We start from the raw sequence: 12,410 nt of genomic DNA, 5'->3' as shown, positions 1-12,410 counted from the left end.
CGTTTAATGTCACCCGATTTGTGTAGTCAACTGTCATTAACCGGTGATAAATCAATCATATTTAAGGTGTGCTGATGCTGTTTGCCCTGAAAAAATACCTTGGTGGTTTTCTGATGCCGCTGCCGTTTCTGCTGCTGGTGATGCTTGCCGGTTTGCTGCTGCTGTGGTTTACCCCGCGGCAGAAAACCGGGAAAACCCTGATAAGCGTCAGCTGGCTGCTGCTGGTGCTGCTCAGTCTCCAGCCTGTTGCCGACTGGCTGCTGTTACCTGCTGAAAAACCGTATGACAAGCGCTATGAGATAATCACGCCTCAGGCTGTGCAGCAACAGGACATCCGCTACATCGTGGTTCTCGGCGGCGGCTTTACCTGGAATCCGGAGTGGTCACCTTCTGCCAACCTTATCAGTAACAGTTTGCCGCGTGTAGCAGAAGGTGTGCGCCTCGGGCTTGTCTATCCGAACGCCACCCTGATTTTTACCGGTGGGCCGGGTAAGAACAGTATCAGCAGTGCCGAAGTTGCGGCACAGGTCGCACAATCGCTGGGGATCGCACCTGAGCGTACATTACCGCTGATATTGCCGAAAGATACTGAAGAAGAAGCGGCAGAAGTGAAAAAAGTGGTCGGCGATGCGCCTTTCCTGCTGATCACATCTGCAAATCACATGACGCGCGCCAAAGCCTTTTTTGATGCAAAAGGATTGCACCCGATCCCAGCACCAGCTAATCAGCTGGCAGTAACCACGCCGCTGCATATCTGGGAGAAAACCATTCCGTCCGCCTATTATTTATCTCACAGTGAGCGGGTCTGGTATGAAGGACTCGGTCGTCTGTGGCAGGCGGTTAAAACCTCAGAAAAAGAGGAATAGCAGGCAATAAAAAACGCGGAAAATTCCGCGTTTTTTCTTTCTGTTCATTCCGGCTCAGCGCGACATAAATAATTTACGCACCGTATCCAGATCTTCCTGTGTATCCACACCGGTTCCCGGCGCCACCAGTGCTTGTGCCACATGGATTTTTTCGCCGTACCACAATACACGCAGTTGTTCGAGCATCTCGATTTTCTCAAGCGGGCTTGGCGCCCACTGAATATAGCGGCGGATAAATCCGGCACGGTAAGCGTATATTCCGATATGGCGCAGGAAATTATCCCCCGCCGTGTCGCGGCTTTGCATAAAGCGCTCGCGATCCCAGGGAATGGTTGCCCGGGAAAAATAGAGTGCGTAACCCTGTTTATCCATCACCACTTTAACTGCATTCGGATTAAAGGCTTCTTCCGCTGAGGTGATTTTTACCGCAAGTGTTGCCATACCCGCTTCACTGGCAGCCAGATTTTCAGCGACCTGCGCAATAATACTTTCAGGGATAAGGGGTTCATCCCCCTGCACATTCACAATAATTTCATCATCAGCAAACTGATAGTGATCAATTACTTCTGCCAGGCGTTCAGTCCCGGACTGATGATCAGCCCGCGTCATACACACTTCACCGCCTTCCGCTGTCACCGCATCAAACACAGCCTGTGTGTCGGTTGCCACAATAACCCGCGCAGCACCAGAGCGCTTTGCCTGCTCCATTACACGCACAACCATCGGTTTCCCATGGATATCTGCCAGCGGTTTTCCGGGCAGACGGGTGGATGCATAGCGCGCAGGAATGATAACTGTAAACATGGAGATTATCCTTCAGAGGCCGGTATTTCGCGGGCTTCATTCTCTAATAAGACAGGGATATCGTCGCGGATGGGATAGGCCAGACGGCAGCCTTTGCAGATGAGTTCAAGATTTTGTTTATCGTAGCTGAGTTTGCCGTGGCAAACCGGGCAGGCTACGATTTCGAGTAAACGGTGATCCATACGTCCCCCAATGAGATAAAAACGTTGGCTCAGAATAACATAAGCCTGGTCTCACCGTTAACTCTGTTGTTGCGATATCAGGGAGATAATCGCGTGTTGTACTACTTTTTGTTATTGCCTGTTTTTTGCTACAGACATTTTTGTGTTATGGACTGACCGCGCTTACAGTGCGATCACATCGTTGGCTGCAATACCGTAACTGCCGCGGGTCAGTGAAAATTCAACTTCCTGCCCTTCGCTCAGTAATTTATTACGGGAATTGGCGATCCCTTTGCGGGTAACCCAGATGTCATCACCGCCGTTTACCGGAGAGATGAAACCATAACCTTCTTTTGCATCAAACCATTTGACGCGGCCGAGCTGTAATTGTTTAGACATAGTTAACTCCTTTTATCACCGCAATGAATGATATTCACAGCGGCTATGTCCGCTCTTTTCTGAGCAGGACACTATTTTTTATTATTTTTTATATTGTTTGCGGCCACTTCCGGAAAGAAGTCAGACCACAAAACATACCGTTTTCCGCGGGATCCGGTCATCCACACCACAAGATTAGCAAGGTGGTGTGAAAAAATTATGACAGCGGAATCAAAAATAGAGTTACACGCGGATTGGTTGCACAGTGATATATGAAATACATCACAGAAATACAACTTAATGATTAAGCCACATTTACATAAAAAGCACAAGCCCCATTATTGTTTTTTTATGTGAAATATAACTTTATCCAGAATTTTATTGCCTGCTTCATCAGAGAATTTGGCGCTGACAGGTAAATACCACCAGTCAGTTTCACAAAAGGCAAAACATTTCACTGCATCCTTCTCCGTCATCAGCAGTGACTGGCCCGGTTTTACCAGTGCGGACAGCTGATCACGGCTGTACGACTGATGATCAGGAAAAGAAATACATTCAGCAGGCGTTATGCCGAGAGATGCCAGAGTACTGAAAAACCGTGGCGGATGACCGATACCCGCCATCGCCACACACTCACCAAGCTCACTGACCGGTTTGCGTGTGCCGTCAGCCAGATTGACTGCCTCGCCCGGTACCAAAAACATTGCAGCCTCACCCGTAAGGGCTGTGCCGCCGTTGGTTATCACTGCATCAACACTTTTCAGACGCCCGGCACGTTCACGCATGGGACCGGCCGGTAACCACCAGCCGTTACCAAAGCGGCGCTCACCATCAATCACCACGATTTCAACATCACGCTCCAGTGCATAATGCTGCAACCCGTCATCCGTGATAATGACATCCACCGGACTGTGCTGCAAAATCGCATCCACTGCATCTGCGCGCCGGGGTGCCACGGCAACCGGAACGCCGGTGCGCCGGGCAATCAGTACCGGTTCATCGCCTGCCTGCGCGGTTGTGGTGTCAGGCGTGATAAGCAGCGGATAGTTGTCTGACTTTCCCCCGTAACCACGGGATACCACACCGGGACGGTATCCGCGGGCAATAAGCTGTTCAGCCAGCCAGACAACCACCGGTGTTTTACCATTACCGCCTGCGGTCAGGTTTCCCACCACCACAACCGGTACCGGCATCCGCCGGGATTTTTTCAGCCCGAGACGAAATAACAGTCGCCGCAGACCGCTTACCGCACCATACAAAAAAGAGAGCGGCAAAAGCAGCAGATACAGTTTTGAGCGGCCGGACCATATTTTTTCAATCATTACTGACCAAACTGCATATTATAAAGCTGCGCATAGATACCCGGCTGTTTTACCAGTTCAGCATGTGAGCCGCGCTCCTGCACTTCGCCATCCTGCACCACCAGAATTTCATCTGCTTTCTCAATGGTTGATAAGCGGTGCGCTATCACCAGACAGGTGCGATCTTTTTGTAATTCATCAAGAGCCGCCTGAATAGCGCGCTCAGATTCAGTATCCAGCGCCGACGTTGCTTCATCCAGAATCAAAATTGGCGCGTCACGCAGCAATGCGCGGGCGATGGCAATACGCTGACGCTGTCCGCCGGAGAGCAGCACACCGTTCTCGCCGATTTCGGTATCCAGCCCTTTTTCCATTTTTTTGATAAAGTCCATGGCATATGCCATTTCTGCCGCTTTCTCTATCTGCTCGCGGCTGTATTTTCCTTCCGTTGCGTACGCAATATTATTCGCCACGGTATCATTGAACAGATGTACATTTTGCGATACCAGCGCCACCTGGCTGCGCAGGGAAGCCAGCGTATACTCACGGACATCATTACCATCAATCACAATATGCCCGCTGTCGATTTCATAGAAACGGGTAATAAGATTGGCAATTGTTGATTTTCCGGAGCCGGAACGTCCCACCAGTGCCACGGTTTTACCTTGAGGAATAGTGAATGACACGTTTTTCAGTGCGGGTTGTTCTCTTCCGGGATAGGTGAAAGTGACATCCTCAAATTTCACATCCCCTTTAACTTCTTTCAGTACTTTGGTACCGGTGTCTTTTTCCTGCTCAAGGTCCAGCAGCGCAAACAGGGTCTGACACGCAGCCATACCACGCTGGAACTGTGCGTTAACATTCGTCAGGGATTTTAACGGACGCATCAGCGCGACCATTGATGAGAACACAACTGTAATAGAACCCGCGCTCAGTGCATCTTTAATTTCAGGAAAACTGGCGGCAAACAACACAAATGCTAATGCAAAAGACGCAATTATCTGAATAATCGGATCCGCAATAGAAGATGCGGTAACCAGCTTCATTCCCTGGCGGCGCATGTCATTGCTGACTTTATCAAAGTGGTCGTTTTCGACTTTTTGCCCGCCGAAAATCAATACTTCTTTATGCCCTTTCAGCATCTGTTCCGCACTGGCACTCACCTGGCCCATTCCGCTCTGCATGGTTTTACTTATTTCACGGAAACGGACAGAGACTTTGCGGATGACCACCGCCACAATCGGGGCGATAACAATCAAAATAAGCGAAAGCTGCCAGCTGTTATAAAACATCAGTCCGAACAGCGCAATGATATAAGCACCTTCACGGACAACAGTGACCAGTGCGCCGGAAGAAGAAGAAGCAACCTGCTCAGAATCATAAGTAATACGGGATAACAGTGTCCCGGTGGATTGCTGGTCAAAGAAAGGAACCGGCATGCCCATCATATGACGGAACAGATTACGGCGCATGACCATAACCACTTTGCCTGACACCCAGGAAAGACAATATCCTGAAATAAAGCTCGATGCTCCGCGCACCAGCATCAGCGCAAGGATAATCAGGGGCATCACCCGGAGAAAATCATTGTCGGCTTTGCCGAAACCTTCATCAAGCAGCGGTTTGAGCAGCGACAGCATAAATGCATCGCCCCCCGCATTTATGACTAACGCAACAGCCGCTACGATGATACCTGATTTAAAAGGTGCAATTGTCGGCCATAACCGGCGGAATGTTTGCCGGGTTGAAATATCAATATCTTTCATTATTGCGTTTACCAATACTAAAAATTAGTTGCCTATATTACCCGTTTATCGGCTGATCACCAAACCATGCACTGAACCAGCGGGCAGACAGATGATGACGATATGTCACCAGCGTTATGTCATCATTAAGAAATTGCACAGAAATCTGACCGCTGTGCGCGGTATCGTACCAGTCCGTGCCGTGATGACGATAGCGGCGCTGTACTTTATCAGAGGGCAGACGCCATGGGCTATAGCGGGCCACAGAGACCAGTGCAAAACCGGGATTTACCGCACGAATAAAAGATTCTGTTGATGAAGTATTACTGCCGTGGTGCGGAACTTGCAATACGGTGGCTGACAGCCTCTTTTCTGACTTAACCAACTGTATTTCTGCTTGTTTTTCAATATCACCGGTCAGTAAAACCTGATGTTTTCCGTCACTGATGCGGATAACACACGAACCATCATTTTTACTTTTCTGATACTTCCCGTCCGGCCATAACACCTCGAAATATAACGACTGCCAGACCCAGCGCTCACCCCGCTCACACGGAGTATCCGCCCGCGGAATATTGCCTTTTACAGTTACAGCCGGATAATGGCGGCGCAATGTTGCCAGCCCACCGGTATGATCCTGATGGTCGTGGCTGATAATAATCCAATCCGGTATCAGGCGGTGATGCCGCAGATAAGGCAGGATCACCCGCTGAGCATCATCACTGTGCCCCATCCGGTTGCCGGTATCATACACAACCGCCCGGCCCTCTTTTTCGACAACCACCGCCAGCCCGTGCCCGATATCCAGCAAGGTCACCGACCAGTCCGGCACCGGTGTTTTCCGCAGATACAAACAGCAGCAGATAATCATTCCCGGCAGCAGTACCGGATGCTGACGCCGGAGATCCAGCCGGATAAAACAGACACTCCCCCACACAACAGCGGTCCAGAGCAGAGAGATATGTCCGGTTATCAGCCAGAACGAAGACAGAAACGGCAGCGGCCACAATGCCAGTCCGAGAGAAAAATCAACTGCCTGCCAGATAAACCCGGTCACGGTGACCGGCAGAAATAATGCCGCTGTAATAGCGGAAAAAAGCAGAGGTACCGATAGAAAAGAGATAACAGGAATAACCCACAAATTACTCAGTAATGAGAGCAGATTGATGCCGCCGAAGAAAAACGCCTGCACCGGCAGTAAAAGCAGAAATAATCCCCACTGATATGACAAAAAACCACGGATATTGCGCCAAAAGCGCTCGTGGCGCGTCATCATCCCGGTTGTTACCTGCCGCGCGCCGGTATGGTGCCAGAGCAGCAGCGCAGTAACAGCAATAAATGACAACCAGAAACTGGCAGAGAGGATGGTCAGAGGATCGATAAGCAACAACAGGGCGGCGCTGATAAATACAAACTGATAGGCAGGTAACACATAATGCTTCCATCTCATCAGGTGCCACAGCAGAAGCACGGTAAGCGCCCGGCAGGCCGGTACAGCAAAACCCGCCAGCCAGACATACACCACTGCCGCACAGACAGAAAACAGCACAGGAATAAGATGTGACATCAGCCGCTGCGGCAATACCAGTAAGATAATCCGCCCCGCCCACCAGCCCCATAACGCCGCAAGTCCTATATGCAGACCTGAAATCGCCACCACATGAGCCACACCGGTTTCCTGCACCAGCATTCGTTGTTGTGGTGTAATCCCCCTGCGCTCCCCGAAGAGCAGAGCCAGCATCAGCCCGCTCTGCGCAAAGTTATCTGTCTGCGGAAAATATTCAGCAATGACCCGCTGGCGCAGATTACATACTGACGATATTTTCTTACTGCGCCCGGGTGTCAGAGAAAATAAGACCCGCTGTGACAATGCATACTGTTGCCGGTCAGGTTGTCCTTCATTTAATTGCTTGTGAACCGGTCGTAAAACAGGCCGGAATATACGCCAGACTTCACCGGCACATTCCGGCACAAATGCGCCTTTTATTTTTATATTGATATAAATATCATCATTAATTTCTTCATCATTGATATTTATAACCTTCCCCTTTACCGAGTAAAAACCAGTTGTTTTTATAATAACGTCCTCAACTAATATATCTATATTTTTCAGTTTTTCATTATCAGATGAGAACAGTGATAATGTATTGCTTAGTTGAATATTCGCTATTAAAAAAAACACTTATTATTATTCGTATAAATATACTGCTCCGGTTACGGATAAAAAACAGAAAACCTAATACGACTGACAGATACAATAACTCAATCCGTGACAGTAACCTTGGCAGCACCAGCAGCGGAGCATGTCCGACCAGTACAGCTGCAGCTGCCAGCCAGAGCGGTAACGGATGCGGGAAAAGGTATTTCAGAACAGAAGAAATGAACATATATCTCACCAAATGTGTTATCAGTATTTATTATGATGAGAATCGTTTACTTTTTTGTTCCTAAAATAAAAAATGAGATCAATCGCGAAGTTATATTCGCGATATACATATAATAATGAATTTTATGAGACGCCAATCACAATTATTTATTTAACTATAATTCCACGAGGATTTTTAATAGAATTTTTCTGAAAAGAGAATAAGATGCTTTTTTATAAAAAAATAATATAACGTTTTCTTGCCAACACCAGAATTAATTATTTTTCAATTAATTAATACATCACTAACATTTATACAACTAAAATAATTCGGGAAGATATTTTCCTGAAAAAAAATGACGCCATCGGCGTCATTTTTATTATCTCTGTCAATAATTAAGCATAGATATTCGCGCGGTCACGCAACTCTTTACCCGGTTTGAAGTGCGGAACGTGTTTACCTTCCAATTCAACCTGTTCGCCGGTTTTCGGGTTACGACCAACCCGCGGAGCACGGTAGTGCAGAGAAAAACTGCCGAATCCACGGATTTCAATACGCTCACCGTCAGCGAGAGTATTTGCCATATGCTCAAGGATCTCTTTTACTGCTTCTTCAACAACTTTAGCCGGAAGATGAGATTGTTGGCCTGCCAGCTTCTCAATCAGTTCAGATTTGGTCATATAACCTCCTGGACTACCCTGATTATCATAAAAGCAGACCGCTTGCGCGGCCTGCCCGCTTAATTACTCGCCTTTAGCTGCTTTGAAAGCATCTGCCATAGCGTTGTTGGAGAAGCTGACTTCTTCCTGTTTGTTTACAGTAGCGACAGCGTCTTTTTTCATCCGCTTCGTCTTTTGCACGTACAGACAGGTTGATTACACGGTTTTTACGATCAACACCCGTGTATTTTGCTTCAACTTCATCACCAACGTTCAGAACCAGAGTTGCATCTTCAACGCGATCGCGTGATGCTTCTGACGCACGCAGGTAACCTTCAACGCCATCCATCAGCTCAACAGTTGCACCTTTTGCATCTACTGCAGTTACTTTACCGGTGACAATAGCACCTTTCTTAGTAACAGCGGTGTAGTTGTTGAACGGATCTTCAGCTAATTGCTTAACGCCCAGAGAGATACGCTCACGTTCTGCGTCAACCTGGAGAACAACCGCTGCGATTTCGTCGCCTTTTTTGTATTCACGGACAGCTTCTTCGCCTGTAACGTTCCAGGAGATGTCAGACAGGTGAACCAGACCATCAATGCCGCCATCTAAACCAATGAAGATACCGAAGTCAGTGATTGACTTGATTTTACCTTCAACACGGTCACCTTTATTATGGGTTTCCGCGAATAACTGCCATGGGTTAGATTTGCACTGTTTCAGGCCCAGGGAGATACGACGACGTTCTTCGTCGATGTCCAGAACCATAACTTCAACAACATCACCAACGTTAACAACTTTAGATGGGTGAATGTTTTTGTTGGTCCAATCCATTTCGGAAACGTGTACCAGACCTTCAACGCCTTCTTCGATTTCGACGAAGCAGCCGTAGTCAGTCAGGTTGGTCACGCGACCGGTCAGACGGGTACTCTCAGGATAACGCTTAGCGATTGCGACCCAAGGATCTTCGCCCAGCTGTTTCAGGCCCAGAGATACACGGGTACGTTCACGGTCGAATTTCAGCACTTTAACAGTGATTTCATCGCCGACATTCACGATTTCGCTTGGATGTTTAACACGTTTCCATGCCATATCAGTGATGTGCAGCAGACCATCAACGCCACCCAGGTCAACGAATGCACCGTAGTCAGTGAGGTTCTTAACGATACCTTTAACTTCCATGCCTTCCTGGAGGTTTTCCAGCAGCTGATCGCGCTCTGCACTGTTTTCAGATTCGATAACAGCACGACGGGAAACAACAACGTTATTGCGTTTCTGATCCAGCTTGATTACTTTGAACTCAAGCTCTTTGTTTTCCAGGTGCGTGGTATCGCGAACAGGACGCACGTCAACCAGTGAACCCGGCAGGAACGCACGAATACCGTTCAGTTCTACAGTGAAACCGCCTTTAACTTTACCGTTGATAATACCGGTAACAGTTTCAGCTTCTTCGTATGCTTTTTCCAGCGTCAGCCATGCTTCATGGCGTTTCGCTTTCTCACGGGACAGAACAGTTTCACCGAAACCGTCTTCTACTGCGTCCAGAGCAACGTCAACTTCATCGCCGACCTGAATTTCCAGTTCACCCTGAGCATTTTTGAACTGTTCTACAGGAATAGCAGATTCTGATTTCAGACCCGCGTCAACCAGTACAACGTCTTTATCGATAGCAACAACAGTACCACGGACAATAGCGCCCGGACGAGTTTCGATAACCTGCAGGGATTCTTCAAAGAGTTGAGCAAAAGATTCAGTCATGTTTGATCTTCAAGTGTTTAAGTATTAACGTCCATTTAGCATCCGGCCGAATGGGGTTGTTTCACATACCTTGCAACATTCCTTGTCACAAAGGGGTGGCAGAAAACTGCGTTTTTGCCTTGTTCTCTGCCGATAAAAAACTTCAACTTATCATTATAAACAAAAACGGATGCAGAAACCTACTAAAAAACACAGATTCAGTCAGATTTTGTTTATCATTGCGCCGCTTCAGCCAGCACAGCCCTCGTATAACGGAGAGCCTCTGCAATAACGTCATCAATGGACATTGTTGTTGAATCAAGAATAAGGGCATCTCCCGCGGCGACCAACGGAGCAACCGCACGGTTGCGGTCGCGGTAATCGCGCTCTTCTATCTCCGCCAGAAGGCGGTCAAAATTAACACTAAAGCCCTTGTCCTGCAACTGCTTCATCCGGCGGTGGGCGCGCTCCTGTGCACTGGCATCAAGGAAAATTTTCACCGGCGCATCAGGGAAAACCACCGTGCCCATATCACGTCCGTCGGCTATCAGTCCGGGTGCAACGCGGAATGCCCGCTGACGGCGCAACAGCGCTTCGCGCACACGCGGAAACGCCGCAATCTGAGACGCGGTCATACCGACATCTTCCCGGCGGATATCCCGGCTGACATCTTCACCTTCCAGAATAATCTCAAGACCGGCTTCTTCCGCCAGAAATTTTACATCCAGATTGGCGGCCAGCGGAACGAGTGCATCTTCCGAGGTGATATCAACGTGATGATGAAGTGCCGCAAGTGCCAGAACGCGGTAGATAGCACCGGAGTCCAGTAAATGCCATCCCATTTCGTTTGCCAGTGCCCGGCAAAGGGTTCCTTTACCCGCGCCGCTCGGCCCGTCAATGGTGATAACCGGAACATATACTGCCATGCACACTCTCCTGTCGCAGTCAGGCGGCCATAAAAAACGGCCACCTTAAAAAAGATGACCGTATTATACGCATGACCTGCCGCCGAAGAAACGCCGCAGAGCACATTAGTGCTTTTTTATCCGCTTATATATGGGCTGAGGCCGGTATCCATAACCATTATTTCGGTAAGAATTATTGCCCCGCCAATATGGCCAGTTCACGGAAGTAGCCCGGAAACGTTTTAGCCGTACAGCCCGGATCCAGAATCGTGACCGGTGTATCTGACAGCGCCACCAGGGAGAAACACATGGCGATGCGGTGATCGTTATAGGTTTCAATTTCCGCGTGGCGCAGTACTGCCGGTGGTGTGACCTGAATATAGTCATGCCCTTCAACAACTTCCGCGCCGACCTTACGCAGCTCGGTTGCCATCGCACTCAGGCGGTCAGTTTCTTTGACACGCCAGTTATAAATATTGCGGATGGTGGTGGTTCCCTGTGCAAACAGCGCCGTGGTGGCAATGGTCATTGCCGCATCAGGAATGGCATTCATATCCATATCGATACCATGCAGTGTATCGCGGGTACATTCTATAAAGGTGTCACCCCAGGTGATTTTTGCGCCCATTTTTTCGAGCACTGCCGCAAATTGGGTATCTCCCTGCAAACTGTCACGCCCGATTCCGGTGACCCGCACTGTGCCGCCTTTAATTGCGGCTGCCGCCAGGAAATAAGAGGCAGAGGATGCATCACCTTCCACAAGATAATCACCCGGTGAATGATATTGCTGTTTTCCTGTGACCTGAAAACGGGTGTAATTTTCATTAATTACCGTGATACCAAAACGCGCCATCATTGCCAGCGTGATATCAATATAAGGTTTGGAGACCAAATCACCGGTGATACTGATTTCAGTATCCTGTTCAGCCAGCGGCGCCGCCATCAGCAATGCCGTCAGAAACTGGCTGGAGACCGAGCCGTCGACACGGATTTTTCCGCCGGTAAATCCCCCGCGGATCCGCAACGGCGGGTAGTTTTCATTCTCAAGATAGGTTATCAAAGCCCCGCCGTCGCGCAGTGCATCTGTCAGATGACCGATCGGGCGCTCTTTCATGCGCGGTTCGCCGGTCAGAATAATGTCATTATCACCGAGACACAGTGCTGCTGCGAGCGGGCGCATAGCCGTACCGGCATTGCCTAAAAATAACTCATTGCCGTGAAAACCACTGAGTGGCCCGCCTTGTCCTTCGACAATACATTCTGTTTTGTCATCAGAGAGCTGAAAACGGATCCCCAGCTCACGCAACGCGTTGAGCATGTGGCGGATGTCATCACTGTCGAGCAGGTTAATCAGGCGGGTGGTACCTGTTGCCTGTGCCGCCAGCAGAAGAGCCCGGTTGGAGACACTTTTGGAGCCGGGCAGATTAATGGTTCCGTTAATGCGGGCGATGGGTTGTAACGTCAGGGACTCCATATAAAGTCATTCT

At 48.9% G+C, this 12,410-nt stretch carries 10 protein-coding genes and 1 pseudogene; 1 reads left to right on the top strand and 10 read right to left on the bottom strand.

Annotation, left to right across the window (positions count from 1 at the left end):
• Positions 1 to 74: 74 nt before the first annotated feature.
• The gene (elyC, locus tag AYY17_RS09770) at positions 75 to 866 is read left to right on the top strand and encodes an envelope biogenesis factor ElyC (protein WP_067423319.1); all 792 of its coding nucleotides are present in this window, start codon (positions 75 to 77) and stop codon (positions 864 to 866) included.
• Between the two features lie 54 nt (positions 867 to 920).
• Here the strand turns inward: elyC and kdsB are convergent, their stop codons facing one another.
• The 10 genes and pseudogenes from kdsB to aroA form a co-directional block, all read right to left on the bottom strand.
• Positions 921 to 1,670 carry a 3-deoxy-manno-octulosonate cytidylyltransferase gene (kdsB, locus tag AYY17_RS09765; RefSeq protein WP_067423317.1) on the bottom strand — a complete coding sequence of 250 codons (750 nt, stop codon included), beginning with the start codon at positions 1,668 to 1,670 and terminating at the stop codon, positions 921 to 923.
• Between the two features lie 5 nt (positions 1,671 to 1,675).
• A complete protein-coding gene (locus AYY17_RS21200) occupies positions 1,676 to 1,852 on the bottom strand; it encodes a Trm112 family protein (RefSeq protein WP_082981347.1) in 177 nt (58 codons plus the stop codon).
• Between the two features lie 162 nt (positions 1,853 to 2,014).
• Positions 2,015 to 2,230 (bottom strand): cold-shock protein, encoded by a 216-nt coding sequence (locus AYY17_RS09760; RefSeq protein WP_067364129.1) that lies wholly within the window; start codon positions 2,228 to 2,230, stop codon positions 2,015 to 2,017.
• 317 nt (positions 2,231 to 2,547) lie between these two features.
• Complete coding sequence (lpxK, locus tag AYY17_RS09755; RefSeq protein ID WP_067423315.1) at positions 2,548 to 3,531, bottom strand: tetraacyldisaccharide 4'-kinase; 984 nt, start codon at positions 3,529 to 3,531, stop codon at positions 2,548 to 2,550.
• A complete protein-coding gene (msbA, locus tag AYY17_RS09750; protein ID WP_067423313.1) occupies positions 3,531 to 5,276 on the bottom strand; it encodes a lipid A ABC transporter ATP-binding protein/permease MsbA in 1,746 nt (581 codons plus the stop codon). The genes lpxK and msbA overlap by 1 nt, the downstream gene beginning before the upstream one ends.
• Before the next feature lie 37 nt (positions 5,277 to 5,313).
• Positions 5,314 to 7,437 (bottom strand): DNA internalization-related competence protein ComEC/Rec2, encoded by a 2,124-nt coding sequence (locus tag AYY17_RS09745; protein WP_235845334.1) that lies wholly within the window; start codon positions 7,435 to 7,437, stop codon positions 5,314 to 5,316.
• 579 nt (positions 7,438 to 8,016) lie between these two features.
• Positions 8,017 to 8,301, bottom strand: a complete 285-nt coding sequence (ihfB, locus tag AYY17_RS09740) for an integration host factor subunit beta (protein ID WP_004235823.1) — start codon at positions 8,299 to 8,301, stop codon at positions 8,017 to 8,019.
• 63 nt (positions 8,302 to 8,364) lie between these two features.
• Positions 8,365 to 10,039: pseudogene (rpsA, locus tag AYY17_RS09735) on the bottom strand (30S ribosomal protein S1).
• Between the two features lie 215 nt (positions 10,040 to 10,254).
• A complete protein-coding gene (cmk, locus tag AYY17_RS09730) occupies positions 10,255 to 10,944 on the bottom strand; it encodes a (d)CMP kinase (RefSeq protein ID WP_067405144.1) in 690 nt (229 codons plus the stop codon).
• A 172-nt stretch (positions 10,945 to 11,116) separates the two neighbouring features.
• Complete coding sequence (gene aroA, locus AYY17_RS09725) at positions 11,117 to 12,397, bottom strand: 3-phosphoshikimate 1-carboxyvinyltransferase (RefSeq protein WP_067423311.1); 1,281 nt, start codon at positions 12,395 to 12,397, stop codon at positions 11,117 to 11,119.
• Positions 12,398 to 12,410 lie beyond the last annotated feature (13 nt).

The sequence above is a fragment of the Morganella psychrotolerans genome (genome assembly GCF_001676055.1).
In the GTDB taxonomy this organism is placed as follows: Bacteria; Pseudomonadota; Gammaproteobacteria; order Enterobacterales; family Enterobacteriaceae; genus Morganella; species Morganella psychrotolerans_B.
This window is presented reverse-complemented; position numbering and strand designations above follow the sequence as displayed.

What these genes read in the sequence shown, in the direction of transcription:
- elyC (WP_067423319.1), top strand. Translation starts at nt 75, where the DNA reads ATGCTGTTTGCCCTGAAAAAATACCTTGGTGGTTTTCTGATGCCGCTG.
- kdsB (WP_067423317.1), bottom strand. Translation starts at nt 1,670, where the DNA reads ATGTTTACAGTTATCATTCCTGCGCGCTATGCATCCACCCGTCTGCCC.
- AYY17_RS21200 (WP_082981347.1), bottom strand. Translation starts at nt 1,852, where the DNA reads ATGGATCACCGTTTACTCGAAATCGTAGCCTGCCCGGTTTGCCACGGC.
- AYY17_RS09760 (WP_067364129.1), bottom strand. Translation starts at nt 2,230, where the DNA reads ATGTCTAAACAATTACAGCTCGGCCGCGTCAAATGGTTTGATGCAAAA.
- lpxK (WP_067423315.1), bottom strand. Translation starts at nt 3,531, where the DNA reads ATGATTGAAAAAATATGGTCCGGCCGCTCAAAACTGTATCTGCTGCTT.
- msbA (WP_067423313.1), bottom strand. Translation starts at nt 5,276, where the DNA reads ATGAAAGATATTGATATTTCAACCCGGCAAACATTCCGCCGGTTATGG.
- ihfB (WP_004235823.1), bottom strand. Translation starts at nt 8,301, where the DNA reads ATGACCAAATCTGAACTGATTGAGAAGCTGGCAGGCCAACAATCTCAT.
- cmk (WP_067405144.1), bottom strand. Translation starts at nt 10,944, where the DNA reads ATGGCAGTATATGTTCCGGTTATCACCATTGACGGGCCGAGCGGCGCG.
- aroA (WP_067423311.1), bottom strand. Translation starts at nt 12,397, where the DNA reads ATGGAGTCCCTGACGTTACAACCCATCGCCCGCATTAACGGAACCATT.